General features: G+C 71.9%; 13 protein-coding genes and 1 pseudogene. 10 read left to right on the top strand and 4 right to left on the bottom strand.

The window, feature by feature from the left end:
- Positions 1 to 123: 123 nt before the first annotated feature.
- The 5 genes from ACFVYE_RS26475 to moeZ all read left to right on the top strand — a co-directional run bounded on the left by ACFVYE_RS26475 (position 124) and on the right by moeZ (position 6,792).
- Positions 124 to 1,971: a DUF3492 domain-containing protein gene (locus ACFVYE_RS26475; protein ID WP_389607513.1), complete on the top strand. Its 1,848-nt coding sequence runs from the start codon at positions 124 to 126 to the stop codon at positions 1,969 to 1,971.
- 85 nt (positions 1,972 to 2,056) lie between these two features.
- Positions 2,057 to 3,577 (top strand): hypothetical protein, encoded by a 1,521-nt coding sequence (locus ACFVYE_RS26470; RefSeq protein WP_389607502.1) that lies wholly within the window; start codon positions 2,057 to 2,059, stop codon positions 3,575 to 3,577.
- Between the two features lie 182 nt (positions 3,578 to 3,759).
- A complete protein-coding gene (locus tag ACFVYE_RS26465) occupies positions 3,760 to 4,725 on the top strand; it encodes an NAD-dependent epimerase/dehydratase family protein (RefSeq protein WP_327273057.1) in 966 nt (321 codons plus the stop codon).
- A complete protein-coding gene (locus ACFVYE_RS26460) occupies positions 4,713 to 5,528 on the top strand; it encodes a spherulation-specific family 4 protein (RefSeq protein ID WP_383978335.1) in 816 nt (271 codons plus the stop codon). Before ACFVYE_RS26465 ends, ACFVYE_RS26460 begins: the two co-directional genes overlap by 13 nt.
- 85 nt (positions 5,529 to 5,613) lie before the next feature.
- Positions 5,614 to 6,792: an adenylyltransferase/sulfurtransferase MoeZ gene (gene moeZ, locus ACFVYE_RS26455; RefSeq protein ID WP_114246509.1), complete on the top strand. Its 1,179-nt coding sequence runs from the start codon at positions 5,614 to 5,616 to the stop codon at positions 6,790 to 6,792.
- A gap of 70 nt (positions 6,793 to 6,862) precedes the next feature.
- Here the strand turns inward: moeZ and ACFVYE_RS26450 are convergent, their stop codons facing one another.
- From ACFVYE_RS26450 to ACFVYE_RS26440, 3 genes are all read right to left on the bottom strand, one after another.
- Positions 6,863 to 8,440 carry an alpha/beta hydrolase gene (locus ACFVYE_RS26450; protein ID WP_383973472.1) on the bottom strand — a complete coding sequence of 526 codons (1,578 nt, stop codon included), beginning with the start codon at positions 8,438 to 8,440 and terminating at the stop codon, positions 6,863 to 6,865.
- Positions 8,441 to 8,518: 78 nt separating this feature from the next.
- Positions 8,519 to 10,123: an alpha/beta hydrolase gene (locus ACFVYE_RS26445; RefSeq protein WP_389607501.1), complete on the bottom strand. Its 1,605-nt coding sequence runs from the start codon at positions 10,121 to 10,123 to the stop codon at positions 8,519 to 8,521.
- A 140-nt stretch (positions 10,124 to 10,263) separates the two neighbouring features.
- The gene (locus ACFVYE_RS26440; protein WP_389607500.1) at positions 10,264 to 13,044 is read right to left on the bottom strand and encodes a lysylphosphatidylglycerol synthase domain-containing protein; all 2,781 of its coding nucleotides are present in this window, start codon (positions 13,042 to 13,044) and stop codon (positions 10,264 to 10,266) included.
- A 221-nt stretch (positions 13,045 to 13,265) separates the two neighbouring features.
- On the opposite strand from ACFVYE_RS26440, the gene ACFVYE_RS26435 reads away from it, so the two are divergent.
- Together ACFVYE_RS26435 and ACFVYE_RS26430 are read left to right on the top strand one after the other, a co-directional pair.
- Positions 13,266 to 13,691, top strand: coding sequence for an MGMT family protein (locus ACFVYE_RS26435; protein ID WP_389607499.1), 426 nt, complete (start codon positions 13,266 to 13,268; stop codon positions 13,689 to 13,691).
- Between the two features lie 212 nt (positions 13,692 to 13,903).
- On the top strand, positions 13,904 to 17,470 hold the full coding sequence (locus ACFVYE_RS26430) for an ATP-dependent helicase (RefSeq protein ID WP_389607498.1): 3,567 nt from the start codon (positions 13,904 to 13,906) through the stop codon (positions 17,468 to 17,470).
- 7 nt (positions 17,471 to 17,477) lie between these two features.
- Here ACFVYE_RS26430 and ACFVYE_RS26425 read toward each other — a convergent pair.
- Positions 17,478 to 17,615, bottom strand: a pseudogene (locus tag ACFVYE_RS26425) (SAM-dependent methyltransferase); the annotation flags it as partial.
- Between the two features lie 217 nt (positions 17,616 to 17,832).
- Here ACFVYE_RS26425 and ACFVYE_RS26420 point away from each other — a divergent pair.
- The 3 genes from ACFVYE_RS26420 to nudC are packed head-to-tail and all read left to right on the top strand — an operon-like array spanning position 17,833 to position 23,745.
- A complete protein-coding gene (locus ACFVYE_RS26420) occupies positions 17,833 to 21,348 on the top strand; it encodes a UvrD-helicase domain-containing protein (protein WP_383973463.1) in 3,516 nt (1,171 codons plus the stop codon).
- Between the two features lie 10 nt (positions 21,349 to 21,358).
- On the top strand, positions 21,359 to 22,753 hold the full coding sequence (locus tag ACFVYE_RS26415; RefSeq protein ID WP_383973461.1) for a dipeptidase: 1,395 nt from the start codon (positions 21,359 to 21,361) through the stop codon (positions 22,751 to 22,753).
- A 44-nt stretch (positions 22,754 to 22,797) separates the two neighbouring features.
- Complete coding sequence (gene nudC / locus ACFVYE_RS26410; protein WP_383973459.1) at positions 22,798 to 23,745, top strand: NAD(+) diphosphatase; 948 nt, start codon at positions 22,798 to 22,800, stop codon at positions 23,743 to 23,745.
- Positions 23,746 to 23,758: the final 13 nt, after the last annotated feature.

Genomic DNA, 23,758 nt, shown 5'->3' with positions numbered 1-23,758 from the left:
CCCGTTTTGGGGGTGCGTTCCCCATAGGCCCGCCCCCGCCACCGGCGTATCCGCTTACGGTCGTCCCGCTGTGAGTCGCCGTTCCAGCGGCGGCCGACCACAAGGGAGATCGGGGGTGTGCTCGTGCGGATCGGACTCCTCACCGACGGTGGTTATCCGTATGCAACCGGTGAGTCCAGACTCTGGTGCGACCGTCTGGTGCGCGGACTCTCGCAGCACGAGTTCGATCTCTTCGCGCTCAGCCGCTCCGCCGAACAGGAAGCGCAGGGCTGGGTCCAGCTTCCGGCACAGGTCAGCCGGGTGCGGACGGCGCCGCTGTGGACGGCCGACGAGGACATCCTGGGCACCCACGCCTCCAAGGGGCTGCTCGCCCGGATGGTCATGGGCGGGGGCGGACGCTCGTACGGACGGCGCGAACGACAGCGCTTCACGGCGTACTTCACGGCTCTCGCGACCTCCGTCTGCACGGCGGGTGCGACGAGCGGCGAGGGCGATGCCGCAGGCGCGAGCGGGGGCGCGGGTTTCGGTGAACGGAGCGAAGACGGGCGTACCGGGCGTACGGCCGCCGGCGTCGTGGACGCGCAGTTCACGGACGGCCTGTACGGACTGGCCGAACTGGCCCGCGAACACGGGGGGCTCCCGGCGGCACTCCGCTCCGAAACCGCCGTACGCGTGCTCGAAGCCGCCTGCCGCGCCCCGGGCACCGGGCGCACCGTCCAGACCGCCACCGTCCCCGACTTCCTCGCCTTCGCCCAGGAGCTCGACCGGGTACTGCGCCCGCTCTCCCTCGACTGGTACGACGAGGAGAGCCTCGGCGCGGTCGACCTCTGCCATGCCACCTCCGGTGGTGCCGCGGCGCTGCCGGGGCTGCTGGCCAAACGCTTCTTCGGGGTACCGCTGCTGGTCACCGAGCACGGCGTGCAACTGCGGGCGCACTACCTCGCAGCGACCGACACCCCCCTGAGCGCGCCGGTACGCGCCCTGCTCGCCAACTTCCACGGACGGCTCGCCACCGAGGTGTACCGGCAGGCCGCGATCGTCACCCCCGGCAACACCCACGCCCGCCGCTGGCAGGAACGGTGCGGTGCCGAGCGCGAGAAGCTGCGCACAGTCCACCCCGGCATGGAGTCCGGCCGGTTCACGGCCCTGGGGGAGAGCGGCGACAGCGGTCCCGACGACACGCTGGTCTGGGTCGGCCGGATCGAGCCCGCCAAGGACCTGATCGCGCTGCTGCACGCCTTCGCGGAGGTGCGGAAGGCCGAACCGGACGCCCGGCTGAGGATCATCGGCGCTCCGGCGCAGGGCCCGGAAGGCGCCACCTATCTCGCGCACTGCCGGGCGCTCGCCGCCCAGCTGTTCCCCGACGAGGCCACGGACGCACACGCAGTCGGCGACAACCCGGTCTCCTTCGAGGACATCGGCGGAGCCGAGGTGCCGGATCTGTCGGAGGCCTATGCGGCGGGCGGGGTCGTCGTCCTCTCCAGCATTGTCGAAGGCTTCCCCATCAGCCTCGTCGAGGCGATGTTCTGCGGACGGGCCACGGTGTCGACGGACGTCGGCGCGGTGGTCGAAGTCATCGGCGGTACCGGGCTCGTGGTGCCCCCGCGTAATCCCAGGGCGCTCGCCGGCGCCTGCCTCGCCCTGCTGCGCGACCCCGAGCGCCGCGCGCGGCTCGGAGCGGCGGCGCGTGCCCGCGCGCTCGAACTCTTCACCGTCGAGCAGAACCTCGCGGCATTTCGCGGCATTTACCTGGAGCTGATCTCGCACGCTCCGGTGCGCAGGGAGGCCGACACGGTGAACGCCGACGGCGAACCGCGCCCGTTCGCCACTCCTCCCGAGGCGCACGTCCAGGGCCCGTGGACGGCCTCGGGCCCCGCCCCGGCAGGCACGGCCGACCCCACACCCGGCTGGGCCGCCGATCCCAGGACCGTCTGCGCTGGAGCGCGGGGAACGGGTGGCGGCGATGTGTGAACAGCAACAGGGGACGGCCGGGCCGGGCCGCAGCGGCGGGCCGGGACGGTCCGACGCAGTCGGCGACGATCACGGAGGAATCACCATGGGCGGCCCGACCGAGGTGTCCGACGCACCCGCCACACCGACCACCGGCGGAAGCTGGGACCTCCGCTCGCGGGCGCTCGTCTCCGAGACCCTCGTCTCCGAGATCTCGGAGCCGGTGTGGGGCCCGTCGAACCCGGACCCTGCAGCGATGGCGGCAGCTGCGGTCGAGCCCGTGGGCGTGCCGGACGACGCTGCTCGGAACGAGTCTTCCCGGGTTGTCGAGGCCGGTGGCGTATCGGCCGAGGCCGGCCCCCTTACGGCCGCGGACGCCGAGCCCGCTTCCGCACCGAAATCCACGGAGAAAGCGGCCACGGAGAACACCACCGCAGAGCAGGTCCCCGCAGAGCAGACCTCCGCAGAGGGAGCCGCGATTGCCCGCGCCCCCGAGATCGCGCGCGCCGCTCCGGTGCGCAAGCTCAGCGCCTCGCGCCGCGGTCCCGCCGACCCCGTGAAATCGCTGATGCACCGCCATCGCGAGCTGTGCGAACGGGCCGTCGATCCACTGGAGATCGCCGCCGGGCTCGAAGCCCATGGCGTCACCGACCGCGCCGCCGCCCGCTATCGGCACCGCGATGTCTTCTCGCTCGCCGAGGAGCTCTTCGCCCGGGTACCCGCCGTGGCGGGGGAGCCCGCAACAGCGCTCCGCGCGGCGGAGCGCGACACCGAGACGCGCGCCGCCTGGTCGCTCCGCGCACTGGTGCCGGGCGCGGCCTGCATCGCGACCGCCGGCGCGCTGAGGCTTACCGAGGGGGTGCTCGGAGACCAGGGACGGCTCGCGATCGCCCTCACCGGAGCGCTCGTCGGCATCGTCGGACTCGCCCTCAGCCTGCGCAGCGGCCCCCTGCACGCCGAAGGCCGGTCCTCGGGCACCGCCCATGTGTACGGCTGCTGGCTCCTCGGCTATGTCCTGTACGGCGAAGCGCTGCTCGACCAGGTACTCAGCGGCGGCCCCGAAGGCCCCTGGACGCTCACCCCCGCACCGCTGCTGGGGCTGGCCCTCTCCGTCGCCCCGGCCGCTTGGTGCGCGCACCTCTTCTCCGTACACGCACACCGCAAACTCATCGGCAGCCGCGCACTGGAGGAGTTCGCCGCAGGTGTGCGCCCCCTGCTGTTCGGAGCCGTCGCACTTCACCTGTGCGTCCTCGCCGGGCTGCTCTACGTCGCGCATCTCGGGTACGGGGGCGGCGGCGCCTTCGTCGGGGCGGCCGCGCTCGGTGTGCTGCTCCTGCTGGCCCGGCTGCTGACCGTGCACGGCTTCCCGGAACCCGCCGCCGTCGGACTCGCCGCCGCCTGCACCCTCGAAGCGCTGGCACCCGCCCTGGTCCTGGCCGGGCGGCTGCCCGGTCTGCACTTCCTCGCCCGTCCCGTCGACGCCCTTGTCGTGGCGGCCGGCACCGGAGCCGTACCCGCCGTCGCCTGTGGCGCAGCCGCGCTCGGGCTGCTGATCAGCGCCACTGTCGCCCTCTCCCGGGCATCCGCCCACACCGCACCCGGCGACGAAACCCGCACCACCGCGTAACCCGCGCGACCGAAGCCGCACCACCGCTCCACCCCCACATACGAACCACCCGCACGCTCCCCGCGGAGCCGACGCCGCGGGTCCTTCCCCCGTACCGCACCACACTTCCTCAAGGAGACACCGGACATGACCCCCCAATCCCCCGCACCGGCAGCCCGCCGTCGGCACCGAGGGGGCGCGCGATGAGGGTGCTGCTGCTCGGAGCCAACGGATTCCTCGGCCGGTTCGTGGCCGACCGCCTCCTCGCCGACCCCGCCGTGCACCTCACGGCGCTCGGCCGCGGCGACGACGCCGACGTACGGTTCGACCTCGCCGGCGGCAGCCCCGGCGCGCTGACCCGCTTCCTGGACGCCGTCCATCCCGGAGTCGTCGTCAACTGCGCGGGCGCCACCCGCGGCGGGGCCCGCGATCTGACCCGCCACAACACCGTCGCCGTCGCCACCGTCTGCGAGGCAATGCGGCGCAGCGGCTGTACGGCCCGTCTCGTCCAGGTCGGCTGCTCGTCGGAGTACGGGCCCTCGCAGCCCGGCTCGTCGACCGCGGAGGACGCAATTCCGCGCCCCGGCGGTCCATACGGCGTCAGCAAGCTCGCAGCCACCGAACTCGTCCTCGGCTCCGGCCTCGACGCAGTCGTGCTGCGGGTCTTCTCCCCGGTCGGCCCCGGCACCCCGGCCGGTTCCCCGCTCGGCAGGCTCGCCGAGGCGATGCGCCGGGCCATGCAGTCCGGAGACGGTGAGCTGAAGCTCAGCGGCCTCGGCGTGCAGCGCGACTTCGTCGACGTACGCGATGTCGCGCGCGCCGTGCACGCCGCCTCGCTCTCCGCCGCGCAGGGCGTCGTCAACATCGGTACCGGCCGCGCCGTGCGGCTCCGGGACGCGGCCGCCGTCCTCGCCAGGGTCGCCGGATACGCGGGCGCACTCCACGAACTCGACGCGCCCCCGCCCCGGCTGCCCATCGGCGCCCCGCGCACCTCCACCGAGTCGGTCATCGAGCATCTCTCGGCGACCCCCTCCCCCTACCCGGACGGCTGCGGGGCCTGGCAGCAGGCCGACGTCCGCACCGCCAGGGACCGGCTCGGCTGGCGCCCCCGGATCAATCTGGAGGAGTCCCTCGCCGACATCTGGATGGAGGCGGCGTGCCGTATCTGACCCGCACCGATACCGCCCGCCGGACCAGTGGCGCCGAACAGTTCGGCTTCGGCGTCCCCGGTTACGCGCATCCGCTGCTCGCCCCCACCGAATGGGCCGAGCTCACCCGCCCCGGCACCCCGCTGCACTGGGCGGTCCTCAACATCGACAACGGCCCCGGCGCCCGCCCCGACCCGCACTGTCTGGAGGCCGCGGGCCGGCTCCGCAACGCGCGGGAGCGGGCCGTGCACGGCGAGGCCCCGCAGGACTCCGCCCGGGCGGCGGGCGGCCGGCTGCTCGGTCACCTCGATCTGGCCTTCGGCAGCCGCCCCTTCGGCGAGCTGATCGCCGACGCGCAGTCCTTTCTCGACTGGTACCGCGTCGACGGCTTCTATCTCGCCCGGTGCCCGGCAGGGCGTGCCGACCTCGCGGGGGTGCGCCGTCTCACCAGCACACTCGCCACGCTTCTCGAACACGGGGAGGAGCGCGGGCTGCTGGTGCTGGGGCCGGGCACCCATCCGCATCCGGGCTATGCCGAGGCCGCCGACCAACTGGTCACCTTCTCCGGACCATGGACCGACTACCGCTGGTCGCAGGTGGCGGAGTGGACCGCCGCCTATCCGCCGGAACGGTTCGCGCACTTCGTCCACGGCGTTCCGCGCACCCACCTCGAAGAGGCCATGCGCATCGCCCGCTGGCAGGGCGCGGGCACGATCTTCTTCACGGACCGGGACAGTCGACACGGACAAACGGACCCATTCGCGGCGCTGCCCAGGTACTGGGACGAAATCGTCTCGCGGATCGGACCTGGTATCTCGGAATGAGGAGGGGCGTGGCAGTGTTACGGCAAGAACAACCGTACGTAGCTGAAGTACGTAGAAACCGACCACCTGCATTGTTGAGGTTCCTGTGTCGCTGCCACCCCTGGTCGAGCCAGCTGCTGAGCTCACCGTCGACGAGGTCCGCAGGTACTCCCGCCACCTGATCATCCCGGATGTCGGGATGGACGGGCAGAAGCGGCTGAAGAACGCAAAGGTGCTCTGTGTCGGCGCCGGCGGTCTCGGCTCGCCGGCCCTGATGTACCTGGCCGCCGCCGGTGTCGGCACGCTCGGCATCGTGGAGTTCGACGAGGTCGACGAGTCGAACCTGCAGCGCCAGATCATCCACAGCCAGGCCGACATCGGCCGCTCCAAGGCCGAGTCCGCCAAGGACTCGGTGCTGGGCATCAACCCGTACGTGAATGTGGTCCTTCACGAGGAGCGGCTCGAAGCCGACAACGTGATGGACATCTTCGCCCAGTACGACCTGATCGTGGACGGCACGGACAACTTCGCCACCCGCTATCTGGTCAACGACGCAGCCGTACTGCTGAACAAGCCGTACATCTGGGGTTCGATCTACCGCTTCGACGGCCAGGCGTCCGTCTTCTGGTCCGAGCACGGCCCCTGCTACCGCTGCCTCTACCCGGAGCCGCCCCCGCCGGGCATGGTCCCCTCCTGCGCCGAGGGCGGCGTGCTCGGGGTGCTCTGCGCCTCGGTCGGCTCCATCCAGGTCACGGAGGCCATCAAGCTGCTCGCCGGTATCGGCGACCCGCTGGTCGGCCGGCTGATGATCTACGACGCCCTGGAGATGCAGTACCGCCAGGTCAAGGTCCGCAAGGACCCCGACTGCGCGGTCTGCGGCGAGAACCCGACCGTCACCGAGCTCATCGACTACGAGGCCTTCTGCGGCGTCGTGTCCGAGGAGGCCCAGGAGGCGGCGCTCGGCTCCACGATCACTCCCAAGCAGCTCAAGGAGTGGATCGACGCGGACGAGAAGATCGAGATCATCGACGTCCGTGAACCGAACGAGTTCGAGATCGTCTCGATCCCCGGCGCCCGGCTGATCCCGAAGAACGAGTTCCTGATGGGCAACGCCCTCCAGGACCTCCCGCAGGACAAGCGCATCGTCCTGCACTGCAAGACCGGTGTCCGCAGTGCCGAGGTCCTCGCGGTCCTCAAGTCGGCGGGCTTCGCCGACGCGGTGCATGTGGGCGGCGGCGTGATCGGCTGGGTCAACCAGATCGAGCCCGAGAAGCCGGTGTACTAAACGCTGAGCATGCCGAAGGGGCCGGTCCGCGCACTGCGGACCGGCCCCTTCGGCATGCACATGTCCCGCGTCACGAGCAGGTCCTGCCGTCCGCCGGGACCTTCCCGTCGAGGAAGTACGCGTTGACGGTCGACGTCACACACGTGCTCTCGCCGTACGCGCCGTGCCCCTCACCCTTGTTGGTGAGCATGATGCCGACGCCCTTGCCCAGCTCGTCCGCCATCTTCTGCGCACCCTCGTAGGGCGTCGCCGGGTCACCGGTCGTACCGACCACCAGGATCGGACCGGCGCCCGGAGCGCTCGCCTCCGGGTTGTCGTGCTCACCCTTCACCGGCCACTCGGCACACCAGCCGGCCGTGTCCCACGCCAGGAACGGGCCGAACACCGGGGACAGCTTCCGGAACTCGGGCAGCATGGCCCTGGCCTCGGCCGCCGTCGGCCGGAGCTTGCTGTCCGCGCAGGAGATGGCGCGCTGCGAGTGGTTCTGGGTGTCGTAGTGCCCCTTCTCGTCACGGCCGTTGTACGCGTCGGCCAGCTGGAGCAGCATGTTGCCGGTGCCGCTCTTCTCGGCCTCGTCCAGCGCCTGCGTCAGATACGGCCAGCTGCTCTTGGAGTAGAGCGGCATGACGATGCCGGTGATGGCCAGCGACTCGTTGAGCTCGCGGCCCGAGGTGGTCGGCAGCGGCTTCTTGTCGATCTGCTCCAGCAGCCGGGCGATGCGCTGCGTCCCGGCCTTCGGGTCCTGGCCGCGGTCCTTGAGGTAGTTCTCCAGCGCCCGCTGGAAGCCGGTCGCCTGGTTGCGGGCGTGCCCGATCGCGTCCGCGGTCGGGTCGACGACGGCGTCCAGGACGGTCCGGCCGACGTTCTTGGGGAAGAGGTGCGCGTAGGTGCCGCCGAGCTCCGTGCCGTACGACATGCCGAAGTAGGTGAGCTTCTTGTCGCCGAGTACCTCACGGATCAGATCCATGTCCCGGGCGGCGTTCGTCGTACCGACGTACGGCAGGACCTTGCCGGAGCGGCGCTCGCAGCCGGCGCCGAAGTCCGCGCCGTCCTTCATGAACGCCACCTCCTCCGCCGCCGTGTCCGGAGTCATGTCCACCTTCCGGTTGGCGTCCTCCGCCTCCTTGTCGGTACGGCAGTTCACCCCTGCGCTGCCCGCGACCCCACGCGGGTCGAAGCTCACCAGGTCGTAACGGGCGTTGAGCTTCTTGTACGAGCCGGCGGCGCGCGGCAGTATCGAGACGCCCGAACCGCCCGGGCCGCCGAAGTTGAACAGCATCGCGCCGAGGCGCCGGCCTTCGTCCCGGGCCTTCTTGCGGATCACGGCGATCCCAATGGTGTCGCCGTCCGGCTTCGCGTAGTCCAGTGGCACCTCGACCGTCGCGCACAGCCAGTCGCCACCGGGTGCGCTGCCGCCCGCGGGGGCCTTGCAGCTGTTCCAGTCCGGCCGCTGGGAGGTGAGAGCGGCGGGCAGCTCGGGCATGCCGGGCTGCCCGCTCGGAGTGGCCGGCCGGCCGGGCGAGGACGCCGCACTGCGGTCCGTCCTGTCGTCCGGCTTGTCGTCCGTACCCCCGTCACAGCCCGCGAGCAGCCCCGTCAGCAGAAGTGCGGCGCCCGCCAGAGCTCCGGCGCGTGCGTGTCCGACCACGTGTACGTCCCTCCCCGATGTGCCTGTACATACGACGTACAGAAAGTGCGCCCATGCTAGGCCGTCCGGGACGGTGAATTACTTGCAGACCGTCCCGGCCGCCGGAACCTTGCCCTTCAGCAGATAGTCGTCCACGGCCTTCTGCACACAGGCATCGCCGCTGTTGTACGCGCCGTGTCCCTGGCCCTCGTACGTCATCTGCACACCGACGCCCTTGCCCAGCGCGTCGGCCATCGCCTTCGCTCCCTTGTACGGGGTCGCCGGGTCGCCGGTGTTGCCGATGACGAGGATGGGGGCCGCTCCCGGGGCGCTGACGTCCGGGACCTCCCAGGCGCCCGCCACCGGCCAGCCGGTGCAGGTCATCAGACCCCAGGCCAGATAGTCACCGAAGATCGGTGAGGCGGACTGGAACTCCGGGAGCTTCGCCATGGTCTGGTCCGCGGTGAACCGCTGCTTGGAGTCGGCGCAGTTGATGGCGACGTTGGCGGCCATCGAATTGTCGTAGCGCCCGTCGGCCTCACGGCCGTTCAGCGAGTCAGCGAGGGCGAGGAGCAGCGCACCGTCCCCGCCGTCGGCGTCGTCCACTCCCTGCTCCAGCAACGGCCAGGTCTCCTTGGAGTAGAGGGAGGCCGCGATGCCGGTGACGGCCAGGCTCTCCGTCAGCTGCCGGGACCCGATCCCCGGGATCGGCTTCTTCTCCAGCCGGGTGAGAAGGCCGGAGATCCCCTGCTCGACCTGCTTCCCGGTGGAACCGGGGAGCCTGCAGGCGGCGCCGCGGTCCACGCAGTCCTTGGTGAAGTTGTCCAGCGCGAGCTGGAACCCCTTGGCCTGGCCGAGCGAGGACTGCACGGAATCCAGGGTCGGGTCGACCACCCCGTCCAGCACCGACCTGCCGATGTTCTTCGGGAACAAATTGGCGTAGACGCCGCCCAATTCGGTGCCGTACGAGAAGCCGAAGTAGTACAGCTTCTTGTCGCCGAGCACCTGACGCATCAGATCCATGTCGCGGGCGGCGTTGGTGGTGCCGACGTAGGGGAGTTCCTTGCCGGAGTTCTTCTTGCAGGCCAACGCGAACGTCTTGGTGTCCTTGACGAAGGCATTCACCTCGGCGCTGCTGTCCGGAGTGACGTCGGTCTCGTAGCGGGCGTCGAGCTGCCGGTCGGTCTCGCATTCCACGCCCGCGCTGCGGCCGACCCCGCGCGGGTCGAAGCTGACCAGGTCGTAGCCGGCGCGCAGCTTGTCGTAGTCGGTGCCGAAGGCGGGCAGCGTGGCGACACCGGAGGCGCCGGGACCGCCGAAGTTGAAGATGAGTGAGCCGATCCGCTTGTCCGGATTCTTGGCCTTGGCCCTGATGAGTGCCAGCTCGATCGTCTCGCCGCCCGGATTCGCGTAGTCGAGCGGGGCCTTCATGAAGGAACACTCCCAGGTGGCGCCACCGGGCAGGGGCGACGGGGCCTTTCCGCCGCCCTGCGCCGGGGACGGGGCAGGGCAGGGCTTCCACGTCAGCTTCTGGGCTGCGAGGTCGCCGGACCTGCTCGCCTCGGCGGCATTCGCCGCAACCGGAGAGCGCGGCGGCCCGTCCGGGTCGTCCTTGCTGCCGCTCTCCGAGCAGGCGGTGATGGGAAGGAGCACGGTGACGGCGGCGGCGAGAGCGGCGGCACGCAGGGCGGGAGAGGTCCTCATGGCCCCATCGTGCGGCGGGAACCGGACCCGTGCACGAGGCACTGGTCCGAGCGGGTGGCCGGGGCTCTCCCAGGTCGCCCGACCGGCCTCGCGGACAGGCGCGTGCTACGGATGAGGAACCGTCAGCTCGCCCCTGCGGGTCAGAGCTCGCCCTTGCGGGTCAGATGGTTGAAGCAGAGCCAGCCGGGAAGCACCGGCAGCCACAGCGTCAGCAGTCGGTACAGCAGAACGGCCGGTGCCGCGACCTCCTTCGGCAGGCCGACCGCGATCAGCCCCAGCGTCAGCGCGCCCTCGACCGCGCCCATTCCGCCCGGTGTGGGCGCCGCCGACCCCAGCGCGTTACCGGCCAGGAAGACCACCGCGATGCTCGCGTAACTGAGATGCGGCACATCCGGGCCGCTGAACGCCCGGACCGACGCGTCCAGACACATCACGAACAGGCCGGTCAGCAGCAGCATTCCGCCGATGCCCGTCAGCAGCTTCTGCGGCCGCTGCACCACGTCGAGCATGCGCGGCACGACTCCGGCGAACAGCGACCGCACCCGCGTCACCACGAACTTCCGCAGGAACGGAACCGCCGTCACCACCAGCACCAGCACCGCGACCGTCAGCAGCCCGGCGATCACGGTCCTGGAAGGAGTCAGCGAAGACGGGGTCCTCTCGGTGCCGGTCAGATAGCCGAACGCCGCCAGCAGCAGAATGTGGCAGCCGAGACCGAACAGCTGCGAGGCGCCGACACTCGCCACGGCGAGACCCGGACGCACCCCGGCGCGCTGCAGGAAGCGGGTGTTCAGCGCCACACCGCCGACCGCGGCCGGGGCGACGATCTTCACGAAGGACCCGGCGACCTGTGCCAGCACGGTCTTGCCGAAGGGAACCCGCTCCGGCACGAAGCCCAGCAGGCTCATCGCCGCCGCGACATAGCTGAGGGCCGAGAAGCCGACCGCGGCCGCCACCCAGCCCCACTCCGCCTGCTCGACGACCGCACCGAAGTCGGCCTGGGTGAACTGCGAGATGAGGAAGTACGCGGCGATGGCGCCGGCGATGCAGCTGACCAGGGTGCGCGCCTTGATGCGCTCCAGCCGGACCGGTTCGACCGGTGCCTGCGGCCGGATCAGCAGCACCTGCTGCCGCATCTGGGAGAGCAGATCCTCCTCGCGCGCCTCTTCCAGCGCGTCGTCCATGGCCCGCTTCTCGGCCTGCTTCTGGTTGCGCAGCGACTTGCGGGCGGCCTTGTGGTCCGGCACCGGACCGGCGGTGGAGGTCTCCTGAGCCGCCCCGTGTTCGAGCGCCCTGGCACGCTTGGCCGCGTCCGACGCATCGAGCACCGCCTCGCGCTCGCGCTGCGAGCGTTCCCGGGCGAGCCGGCGCAGGGCCGCCCGGGTGGAGCGGCTCAGCGCGATCGGCTGCAACAGCGGAAGACAGTCCGCGACGGCATCGGGGCCGAGCACCTCCAGAGCACCGGCGACGGCCCGCTCGGCGCCCACCCGCAGACCCGTGGTGGTCAGCAGCTGAGCGACATCCATCCGCAGGACCAGATCACCGGCCGCGATCTCGCCGCCGCGCAGATCGGTGACGAACACCTTGCCGGAACGATCGGCCAGGATGGCGTCGCCGGTGAGCCTGCGGTGCGCGATCCGCCGCGACTGGAGCGCCTTCACCTGGCGCCAGGCACCGCGCACCAGCTCGTCGCTGACCTCGGAGTCCTCCAGCGCATCCAGGGAACGGCCGCCGATGTGCTCGTACACCAGCATCACGGCGTCGGGCCCGAGCTCGGAGGTGGCGATCAGCTTGGGTGCGTTCGCCCCGGCGGCGATCGCCGCGTACGCGAGCAGCGCCTCCTGCTCCAGAGCCTGACGCAGCGACTGGATGGAGCGGCGCTGGGTGATGCCGCGCAGGGTGAGCCTGCGCCACACCCGGTAGAAGAAGCCCTGGGCCTGTTGCTCGCGGTCGACGACCGTCACATCGAGTGGCGGCCCGTCCTCCAGGGTGACCAGATAGCGGCGCCCGCGGTCGTTCTGATCGCCGGAGTCGGGTGCGTCCTCGGCGCGCATCGCGGTGACCGGACGGAAGCCGACACGGCGCAGACCGGCCATCAGATGCTGACCGGTCGGCCGTACGTTCGGCGAGCCGACCGCGTACAGCGTGCCGTATGCCACGGTCCAGCCGATCAGCACGGTGAGGATGATCGAGAACGGGGTCGTATAGCCGCCGACCAGCATGGCGAACGCGTCGAGCAGCAGCACCACCCACAGCACGACCCGCCAGCGCGGCCGTCTCGCCATCCCGACCGCCGTCATATAGGCGATCACGGGGGCGAGATAGCCGTGTACGGGATCGGTGAGCGCGTCACCGGGCTGCGGCTGGGTCAGGGCGTCCTGAATGGTGCCGGGGGCGGACTTCGCCACCCAGAGGTCGGCGGCGAGCGTGACGCCGTGCGCCAGTACGGCGGCGAGCACGCCGTCCGCGATCCGCAGTCCGTCGCGTTTGATCAGCCGCTCGATGGCGAACGCGACCGGAACGAGCAGCACGGCGATGCTGGAGACCAGACCGGCGATCTTGATCAGGATGTCGGGCGCCTGGCCGGTTCCCTTGTTGATGTCCTGTTCGAGACCGGTGGTCGTGCCGTGGGCGAACGCGGCGATCGACAACAGGATGACGATCGCCAGGACCCCGATGAGGAGCCGCATGAGATCGGAGGGGCGGTGCACCCGGGCGGGGAGCAGCGGCTCGTCTCCCGAGACGCGCTCGGCCTGTTCCGCCGCGGCGGACGAGAGCGTCGAGCCGACCAGGTGCCCGGGGACCTCCCCCTGCTCCGCACCGGACTTCTCCTGCTCCGCAGCGGGCTTCCCGGCGGGTCCGTCCGAAGCGTCCGGGTACGGCTCGGCGTCGGGGGCGTTCGCCGCCTTCGGTGGCTGCACGCCCTGCTCCTTCGTCGCCTCTGATTGGTCTTCGTGTTCTCGTATCACCGGTCACCGCCCGCACGATGGTGGCACGGCCCGGCGACAGAGGAGGGCATCAGGGTGCACTGCGCGGACACGCGAAGCGCAAGATACGCTCCTTTGCTCCCGCACGCACGCCCCGTGAAAGGGCGCACACGGATCGGGCCGGGCTGTCGGTGGCGTACGGCAGGATGGGCCGGATGAGCCAATACCGGACGAGCGGCGACGGGACGAGCGGCGACCGGACGATCGACGAGTTGCCGGAGTACGCGGAGCGGGTGCTCGATGTCGCCGAGCTGATTCCGCCCGGCCGTGTCATGACGTACGGAGATGTCGCCGAGTGGCTGGGCGACGGCGGCCCACGCCAGGTCGGCCGGGTCATGGCGCTGTACGGGGCCGCGGTGCCGTGGTGGCGCGTGGTGCGCGCAGACGGAGCGCTGCTGCCCGGCCACGAACTGCGGGCGCTGGACCACTACCGCGAGGAGAGCACCCCGCTGCGCGAGGCGTCTCGCAGCGCGGAGGGCCATCTGCCGCGACTCGACATGAAGCGGGCGCGGTGGGACGGCGTCACCGGCGGTGTGGGCGCGGACGCGGACAGGGACAAGGGCGGAGGTGCTCACATCTGACAGCTTCGGCCATTCGGGGGCGCAACGGGCAGCGCCGGGCCCGGCGCGTGATGTGGAACACGAAGCGATACGCGACGGCCCCCGTGACACGGAACGTGACGAGGCACGCAGCGGACTCGCCCCGGACCGCACCCCCGCTGGCGTAGCGTCGACAGTTCGCGGCACGCACCGCACCCTCAGCACCAGTACACCCACCAGGACCGGCGATCCACGTGAGCTCCTCCTCCTTCACCCGGCACAGTCCGCACCGTCAGGCACGGCAGAGGACCGCGGGCGCGTACCGACTGGTGCGCACCCCGCCGGGCTCCGTGAATCCCCCTCTCCTGGACGCGGCGCAACGTGCAGTGGTTGATCACCCCGGAGGCCCGCTCCTGGTGCTCGCCGGACCGGGCACCGGCAAGACGACCACACTCGTCGAGGCGGTCGCCGCACGTGTCGCACGGGGCTGCGACCCGGCCCGCATCCTGGTCCTCACCTTCAGCCGCAAGGCCGCCGTGGAGCTGCGCGACCGGATGGCCGCCCGGCTCGGTGCCGCCCGCGGTCCGCAGGCCACCACGTTCCACTCCTTCTGTTACGCACTGGTCCGCGCCCATCAGGACGCCGACCTCTTCGCCGAACCGATGCGGCTGCTCTCCGGACCGGAGCAGGACGTCACCGTCCGCGAGCTGCTCGCCGGCCAGCTCGAACTGGAACAGGACGGCTTCGCGCACATCCGCTGGCCTGACGAGCTGCGGGCCTGTCTGACCACGCGCGGTTTCGCCGACGAGGTACGGGCGGTGCTCGCCCGCAGCCGTGAGCTGGGCCTGGGCCCGGACGCGCTGACCGACTTCGCCCGTCGCACCGGCCGCCCGGACTGGGGCGCCGCCGCCGAGTTCCTCGCCGAGTACCTGGATGTGCTGGACGCACAGGGGGTGCTGGACTACGCGGAGCTGGTGCACCGGGCCGTGCTGCTCGCGGAGCGCCCCGAGGTGTCGGCGCTGCTGGCCGGGCAGTACGACGCGGTATTCGTGGACGAGTACCAGGACACGGACCCGGCGCAGGTGCGGCTGCTGCATGCACTGGCCGGCAACCGGGGGAGCGCCCCGGGGGCCGGGGGCGGCCGGAACCTGATCGCCTTCGGCGACCCCGACCAGTCGATCTATGCGTTCCGGGGGGCCGATGTGAACGGCATCCTCGACTTCCCGGAGATGTTCCGGCGGGCGGACGGCGCCACGGCACCGGTCGGCGTCCTCACGACCTCGCGCCGCTCCGGCGGACAACTGCTGGCCGCCACCCGGCTGCTCACCCGTCGGATGCCGCTGACCCGGCTGCCCTCGGCGAAGGTCCGCGCCCACCGGGAGCTCGCCGCGGTCCGCGAGGGCGGCAGCGTGGAGACGTACACCTACCCGACCGCCTCCGCCGAGCTCGACAACATCGCCGATCTGCTGCGCCGAGCACATCTGGAGGACGGCGTCCCGTGGAACGAGATGGCGGTGCTCGTACGGGCCGGAGGCCGCACGATCCCCTCGGTGCGCCGGGCCCTGACCTCGGCGGGCGTCCCCGTGGAGGTCGACGGCGACGACCTCCCCCTGCGCCATGAGCCGGCGGTGGCCCCGCTACTGACGGCCCTCCGCGCGGTTGCGACAGCGGCGCTGCGCCGGGGTGCGCCGGGTGCGGAGACGGAGGCCCCGGCCTCGGAGGGTGTGGAGACTCCCGACTCGGAGGTCCGAGAGGGCGCGGAGACGGAGGCCCCGGCCTCGGAGGGTGTGGAGACTCCCGACTCGGAGGTCCGAGAGGGCGCGGAGGCCCCGGCCTCGGAGGGTGCGGAGGCGGAGGTCCCGGCTCCTCCTGGCCGGGAGCCCGACCAGGCTCCCGGCCAGGTCCCCGTCAAGGCTCCCGGCCGGGAATCCGCCCCCGAAGCGCCCTCCTGGCTGGACACCGAGACGGCCCTGACCCTCCTCACCTCCCCCCTCGGCTCCATGGACGCGGCCGACCTGCGCCGGCTCGGCCGGGCCCTGCGCGACGAGGAGCGGGCCGCCGGCAATCGCGTGCCGGCGCCCTCCGGCGACCTGCTGGCCCGCGCTCTCGCCGAGCCCGAACGGCTCGTCGCACATGATCCGGCGTACGCCCGCGGCGCCCAGCGCCTCGGCGCGCTCCTGCGCAAGGCGCGCGAGCTTCTCGAAGGCGGCGGTACCGCGGAAGAAGCCCTGTGGGAGCTGTGGGCCGGCACCCCGTGGCCGGGGCGGCTGGAGCGTGCCGCGCTGCGCGGCGGTGCGGGCGGCCGCAACGCCGATCGCGACCTCGACGCCGTCTGTGCGCTCTTCGACACCGCGGCCCGCGCCGAGGAACGCACCGGCGGGCGTGGCGCGCTCAACTTCCTGGAGGAGGTCGACGCCCAGGACATCGCCGCCGACACCCTCTCCAGGCGCGCGGTGCGCCCCGACGCCGTACGGCTGATGACCGCGCACAGGTCCAAGGGCCTGGAGTGGCGCCTCGTCGTCGTCGCAGGGGTGCAGGAGGGGCTCTGGCCGGACCTGCGCCGCCGCGGTTCGCTCCTCGAAGCGGACCGGATCGGCCGCGACGGCCTGGCCGAACCGCTCACCCCCGGCGCCCTCCTCGCCGAGGAACGCCGCCTCTTCTACGTCGCTGCGACCCGCGCCCGCGAACGTCTCGTCGTCACCGCGGTCAAGGCGCCCGCCGACGACGGCGACCAGCCGTCGCGCTTCCTCACCGAGCTCGGCGTCGAACCGCGCGACGTCACCGGCCGGCCACGCCGACCGCTCGCCGTCGCCGCGCTCGTCGCCGAACTCCGCGCCACCACCGTCGACCCCGACGCCTCGGACGCCCTGCGCGAGGAGGCCGCCCACCGCCTCGCCCGCCTCGCCGCGCTCACCGACGACGAGGGCCAGCCGCTCGTACCGGCGGCCCATCCCTACCGCTGGTGGGGTCTGTACGAGCCCACCCGCTCCGCCGTTCCGCTCCGCGACCGGGACCAGCCCGTCTCGCTCTCCGGCAGCGCGCTCGACCAGCTCGCCAACACCTGCGCGCTCCAGTGGTTCCTCGGCCGTGAGGTGAAGGCGGATGCCCCGGCGACGGCCGCACAGGGCTTCGGCAACGTCGTCCACGTACTCGCCGACGAGGTGGCCTCCGGACGTACCCCCGCCGATCTGGCTGTCCTGATGGAGCGGCTGGACTCGGTCTGGGACGGCCTCGTCTTCGACGCCCCCTGGAAGTCCCGGCAGGAGAAGGAACAGGCCAGGGCCGCCCTCGAACGCTTCCTGCGCTGGCACGTCATGGACCGCACCGGCCGCACCCCCGCCGCGAGCGAGCACGACTTCGACGTGACGCTCGAAGCGGGGGAGTACGAGGTACGGATCCGCGGCTCCATGGACCGCGTCGAACGGGACGCCGACGGCCGGGCATACGTCGTCGACTTCAAGACCGGCAAGCAGTCCCCGACCAAGGACGAGGTCGCCCGCCACCCCCAGCTCGCCGTGTACCAGCTGGCAGTCCGGGAAGGGGCGGTCGACGAGATCTTCGACGGCGATCGCCCCGTCCCCGGCGGCGCCGAACTCGTACAGCTGAGACAGCCCGCCCCGAAGAAGGAGGGCGGCGACGCCCTTCCCAAGGTGCAGGCCCAGGAACCGCTCTTTGGCGAGTGGGTCCCCGACCTGCTGGCCACGGCCGCCGGCCGGGTCCTGGACGAACGGTTCACCCCCACGACCGGCCAGCACTGCACGCACTGCACCTTCCGCGCCTCGTGCAGCGCACAGCCGGAGGGCCGTCACATCCTGGAGTGAGAGCCTGCCGGACATCGAGGCAGCCGCGCGGATCGGCAGCGAGCGCGGCAGCCGCCGCCTCACGGCCGGCGGGGTGGTTGTCCCTGCCACCGAGAAATACGTCATACACCCGGGCCGGATGCGCCTCGGTCGTATCCGTGTGCCGGTGCGGGCCGGAGACGTCAAGGCCGGATGCGGCGAGTGCTCATGAGGCCGTCCTCGCAACGGGGTTGGGGTGATCGGCGTTCAAGGCAGGCCGGACCCGGACCACCGGGCGACCCTGTTACGGGCCGCCGGTCGGGTCTGTTGCGGGGGCCACCGGCCCGCCCGGACCGTCCGGCGGCCCCGGCACGTTGTCGGTGCGCCCGGTTAGCCTCTGTCAGGTGTCCTCACGCATCACCGATCCCGAGCAGCTGAAGGAGCTCCTCGGGATCCCGTTCACCCCGGAGCAGACGGCCTGCATCACAGCGCCGCCCGCCCCGCAGGTGATCGTGGCCGGAGCCGGGTCGGGGAAGACCACGGTCATGGCGGCGCGCGTGGTGTGGCTGGTGGGGACCGGCCAGGTCGCCCCGGAGCAGGTCCTCGGACTCACCTTCACCAACAAGGCGGCGGGCGAGCTCGCCGAGCGCGTCCGCAAGGCCCTGATCGCGGCCGGGGTCACTGATCCGGACGCCATCGATCCGGACAACCCTCCGGGCGAGCCCAGCATCTCCACGTACCACGCGTTCGCCGGCCGGCTCCTCACCGAGCACGGGCTGCGCATCGGCCTCGAACCCACCACCCGCCTCCTCGCCGACGCCACCCGCTACCAGCTGGCCGCCCGCGTACTGCGTGAGGCGCCCGGCCCCTATCCGGCCCTGACGAGGTCGTTCCCCACGCTGGTCAGCGATCTGCTGGCCCTCGACGGCGAGCTGGCCGAGCATCTCGTACGCCCCGAACAGCTCGCGGAGTACGACACCGACCTGCTCCGTACGCTGGAAACGGCCCGGCTGACCAATGCCGAGCTGCGCAAGATACCCGAGGCCGCCCAGGCCCGTCGTGAGCTGCTGCAGCTGACCCGCCGCTACCGCGAGGCCAAGAAGAGCCGCGACGTCCTCGACTTCGGCGACCAGATCGCCCTCTCCGCCGAGCTGGCCCTCACCCGCCCCGAGGTCGGCGCGATCCTGCGCGACGAATTCCGCGTCGTGCTGCTCGACGAGTACCAGGACACCTCCGTCGCCCAGCGCCTGCTGCTCTCCGCCCTCTTCGGCAGGGGCCCCGGGACAAGGGTTACGGAGGTGGAGACCGGGGCGGAGTCCGGCGCGACCAACGGGGCGGTGGCCACCGGTCATGCCGTCACCGCCGTCGGCGACCCCTGCCAGGCGATCTACGGCTGGCGCGGTGCCTCCGTGGCCAACCTCGACGACTTCCCGCTCCACTTCCCGCACGCCGACGGCACCCCCGCCACCCGCTACTCCCTCAGCGAGAACCGCCGCAGCGGCGGCCGCCTCCTTCACCTCGCCAACGGCCTCGCCGCGCCCCTGCGTGCCATGCACGAAGGCGTCGAGGCGCTGCGCCCCGCCCCGGGCGCCGAGCGCGACGGCATTGTCCGCTGCGCCCTGCTCCGTACCCACACAGAAGAGATCGACTGGCTCGCCGACTCGATCGCCCACCTCGTGAGGACCGGGAAGGCGCCCGGCGAGATCGCCGTCCTGTGCCGCACCGCGGGTGACTTCCCGGAGATCCAGGCCGCGCTGGTGGCCCGCGACATCCCGGTCGAGGTCGTCGGCCTGTCCGGGCTGCTGCACCTGCCCGAGGTCGCCGACCTCGTCGCGGTCTGCGAGGTCCTCCAGGACCCCGGTGCCAACGCCTCCCTGGTCCGGCTGCTCACCGGCCCCCGCTGGCGGATCGGCCCCCGCGACCTGGCACTCCTCGGCCGCCGCGCCCGCCTCCTCGTCCACCGTGCCTCCCACGGCGACGAGGACGACTTCGACCCCGACCGCCGCCTCGCCGAGGCCGTCGAAGGCATCGACCCGGCCGAAGTGATCTCGCTCGCCGACGCCCTGGACACCTTCCTCGAATCGGGCGGAGGAGAGGACGACGGACTTCCGTTCTCCACCGAGGCTCGCATCCGCTTCGCCCGCCTGGCCGCCGAACTGCGCGACCTGCGCCGCTCGCTGGCCGACCCCCTGATGGACGTGCTGCACCGCGTCCTCGCCACCACCGGCCTGGAGGTCGAGCTCTCCGCATCGCCGCACGCCCTGGCCGCCCGCCGCCGCGAGACCCTCGCCAACTTCCTCGACGTCGCGGCCCGCTTCGCCGCCGTCGACGGCGAGGCCACCCTGCTCGCCTTCCTGGGTTTCCTGCGCACGGCAGTCCAGTACGAGAAGGGCCTGGACAACGCCCTGCCCGGCGGCGAGAACACCGTCAAGGTCCTCACCGCCCACAAGTCCAAGGGCCTGGAGTGGGACGTCGTCGCGGTGCCCGGCCTGGTCACCGGACAGTTCCCCAGCAGCCAGTCCCGCGACGCCTGGACCTCCCAGCCCAAGGTCCTCCCGCACGCCCTGCGCGGGGACACGGCCACCCTCCCCGTCATCCACTCCTGGGACGCCAAGGGGCTCAAGGGCTTCAAGGAAGAGATGAAGGAGCACCAGCACACCGAGGAGCTCCGCCTGGGATACGTCACCTTCACCAGGCCCCGCACCCTGCTGCTCGGCTCCGGCCACTGGTGGGGCCCGACCCAGAAGAAGCCGCGCGGCCCGTCCGACTTCCTGCATGCGCTGTACGAGCACTGCGCGGCCGGCCACGGCGAGATCGAGGCCTGGGCGGACGAACCGGCCGAGGACGAGGAGAACCCGGCCCTCGCCGAGAAGGATGCCGACCGGGCGTGGCCGCTCCCCCTGGACGACACCGCCCTGACCCGCCGCCGGGCCGCCGCGGACACGGTGATGGCACATCTGGAGGCCCTCGCCGCGGCGGGGAGTGTTCCGGATATCTACGAGGCGCCGTCCGACGCCCCGGATCCGTACGACGATCCGTACGACGCCTCTTACGACGACGACCCGTTCCCCGACGGCGAGGCGTACCCCGACGAGGCCGACGACTGGGACGCCCTGTCGAAGGAGCCCCCACCGTCCCCCGCCCCCGGACCACACGCCCCCGCCCCCACGCCACACATCCCGGCGGCCCGCACGCCGGAGCCCGCCGGGGAAGAGCCACTCACCCCCGAGGAATCCCGCACACTCGCCTCCTGGGACCGCGACCTCGACGCCCTCACCGGCGAACTGCGCCGCGCCCGCGCCACTGTGCGAGACGTCCTCGTACCCGCCTCGCTCTCCGCCACCCAGCTACTGCGTCTCGCCGACGACCCCGACGGCTTCGCCCAGGAGCTGGCCCGCCCCATGCCGCGGCCCCCGCAGCCCGCGGCCCGCCGGGGTACCCGTTTCCACGCCTGGGTGGAGTCCCGCTTCGAGGAGCTGCCGCTGCCCATGCTCGGGCCGGACGAGCTGCCCGGCGGCGACGAGAGCGACGCCGAGATCGCCGACGAGCGTGACCTCGCCGCACTCAAGGAGGCCTTCGAGCGCACCCCGTACGCCCGCCGTACTCCGTACCGAGTGGAGACGCCGTTCCAGATCACTCTGGCCGGCCGGGTGATCCGGGGACGTATCGACGCGGTGTACCGCACCGGGGACACGTACGAGATCGTCGACTGGAAGACCACCCGCACCAACACCGCCGACCCCCTCCAGCTGGCGGTCTACCGTCTGGCCTGGGCCGAGCTGCACGATCTGCCGCTCACCGACGTCACCGCCACGTTCTTGTACGTACGCAGCGCGGAGACCGTCCGCCCCACCCGCCTCCCGGGCCGGGCGGAGCTGGAGCGGCTCCTGCTGGACGAGCCACCTCCCACGGGCCGATAGGCTCAAGGCCATGAGCGACACCCCGGACAGCGCCGTCCGTACGTACACCGAACAGCACCGCACAGCCTTCCTCGACGACCTCGCCGAATGGCTGCGCATCCCGTCCGTATCCGCCCAGCCGGTCCACGACGGGGACGTACGACGCAGCGCCGAGTGGCTGTCCGCCAAGCTCAAGGAGACCGGCTTCCCGGTCACCGAGATCTGGGAGACGCCCGGCGCTCCCGCGGTCTTCGCCGAGTGGCCGTCCGACGACGCGGACGCACCGACAGTCCTCGTCTACGGGCACCACGACGTGCAGCCCGCAGCCCGTGAGGACGGCTGGGACACCGACCCGTTCGAGCCGGTGATCCGCGACGGCCGCATGTACGGGCGGGGCGCCGCCGACGACAAGGGGCAGGTATTCTTCCACACCCTCGGCGTCCGGGCCCACCTCGCCACCACCGGCCGCACCACCCCGGCCGTCAACCTCAAGCTGCTGATCGAGGGCGAGGAGGAGTCCGGCTCACCGAACTTCCGCGCCCTGGTCGAGGAGCAGGCCGCCCGGCTCACCGCCGATGCCGTGATCGTCTCCGACACCGGCATGTGGGACGAGACGACCCCCACGGTCTGCACCGGTATGCGAGGCCTCGCCGAGTGCGAGATCGAGCTGTACGGCCCCGAGCAGGACATCCACTCCGGCTCCTTCGGCGGCGCGGTCCCCAATCCGGCGACCGCCGTGGCCCGGCTCGTCGCCGCACTGCACGACGCGGACGGACGGGTCGCGATCCCCGGTTTCTACGACGGGGTGACGGAACTCACCGACACCGAGCGCGCGCTCTTCGCCGAGCTGCCCTTCGACGAGGCCACCTGGCTGCGTACCGCCAAGTCACGAGCGGCGTCGGGCGAGGCCGGCCACTCCACGCTGGAACGCATCTGGGCCCGCCCCACCGCCGAGGTCAACGGCATCGGCGGCGGCTACCAGGGCGCCGGAAGCAAGACGATCATTCCGTCCTCCGCCCTGGTGAAGATCAGTTTCCGGCTGGTCGCGGGCCAGGACCCCGACCACATTCAGCAGGTGGTCAGGGCCTGGGCCGAGGCACAGGTACCGACCGGTGTCCGTCACCGGATCACCTTCGCCCCCGCCACCCGTCCCTGTCTGACCCCGCTGGACCACCCCGCTCTGCAGGCCGTGGCCCGCGCCATGGGACGGGCCTTCGGCCAGAAGATCCTCTTCACCCGCGAAGGAGGCTCGGGACCCGCCGCCGACCTGCAGGACGTGCTCGGCGCGCCCGTCCTCTTCCTGGGCATCTCCGTACCGTCCGACGGCTGGCACGCCCCCAACGAGAAGGTCGAACTCGACCTCCTGCTCAAGGGCGTGGAGACAGCCGCCCACCTCTGGGGCGAGCTGGCCGCCGCACTCCGCTGAATCCTCTGAACACCCGATCCATCCCGGGGGAGTAGGAAGCACCTGTGAGCACCTTCGACAACGCCACCGCAGACCGGCCCATCGGTCTCACGGCGCCCAGCGGCATCGACCGCGCGGCGCACCACCGCCTCGACGAGGCCTGGCTGTCCGCCGCGTGGAGCCACCCGACCACCCGTGTGTTCGTCGTCTCCGGCGGGCAGGTGCTGATCGACGACACGGCCGACGGCGGTACGGAGATCGTCATGACCCCGGCCTTCGAGGCCCCGGTCACCGAGACCCACCGCTACTTCCTCGGGACCGACGAGGACGGCGTCAGCTACTTCGCGCTCCAGAAGGACTCCCTGCCCGGCCGCATGGACCAGCCGGCCCGCCCGGCCGGCCTGCGCGAGGCCGGACTGCTGCTCGGCCCCCGCGACGCTGGCCTGATGGTGCACGCGGTGGCCCTGGAGAACTGGCAGCGCCTGCACCGCTTCTGCTCGCGTTGCGGCGAGCGCACGGTCATCGCGGCAGCCGGCCACATCCGCCGCTGCCAGGCCTGCGGCGCCGAGCACTACCCGCGCACCGACCCCGCGGTCATCATGCTGGTGACGGACGACCAGGACCGCGCCCTGCTGGGCCGCCAGGTGCACTGGCCCGAGGGCCGCTTCTCGACCCTCGCGGGCTTCGTCGAGCCGGGGGAGTCGATCGAGCAGTCCGTGGCCCGCGAGGTGTTCGAGGAGGCGGGCGTCACGGTCGGCGAGGTCGAGTACATCGCCAGCCAGCCCTGGCCGTTTCCGTCCAGCCTGATGCTGGGCTTCATGGCACGGGCGACCTCGTCGGAGATCAATGTGGACGGCGAGGAGATCGAGGAGGCCCGCTGGTTCTCCCGCGAGGATCTGACGGCGGCCTTCGAGTCGGGCGAGATCATGCCCCCGTTCGGCATCTCGATCGCGGCCCGTCTGATCGAACTCTGGTACGGCAAGCCGCTCCCGAGGCCGGGAACCGTCGGCTGACGCACGGCGGACG

Source organism: Streptomyces sp. NPDC058239, from assembly GCF_042882185.1.
Taxonomy (GTDB): domain Bacteria; phylum Actinomycetota; class Actinomycetes; order Streptomycetales; family Streptomycetaceae; genus Streptomyces.
Note: the sequence above shows the minus strand (reverse complement) of the source record. Positions and strands in the feature narration are given on the sequence as shown.

Bases quoted from the DNA above. Each gene is read 5' to 3' on its own strand.
- ACFVYE_RS26470 (WP_389607502.1), top strand. From the start codon at position 2,057: ATGGGCGGCCCGACCGAGGTGTCCGACGCACCCGCCACACCGACCACC.
- ACFVYE_RS26465 (WP_327273057.1), top strand. From the start codon at position 3,760: ATGAGGGTGCTGCTGCTCGGAGCCAACGGATTCCTCGGCCGGTTCGTG.
- ACFVYE_RS26445 (WP_389607501.1), bottom strand. From the start codon at position 10,123: ATGAGGACCTCTCCCGCCCTGCGTGCCGCCGCTCTCGCCGCCGCCGTC.
- ACFVYE_RS26435 (WP_389607499.1), top strand. From the start codon at position 13,266: ATGAGCCAATACCGGACGAGCGGCGACGGGACGAGCGGCGACCGGACG.
- ACFVYE_RS26415 (WP_383973461.1), top strand. From the start codon at position 21,359: ATGAGCGACACCCCGGACAGCGCCGTCCGTACGTACACCGAACAGCAC.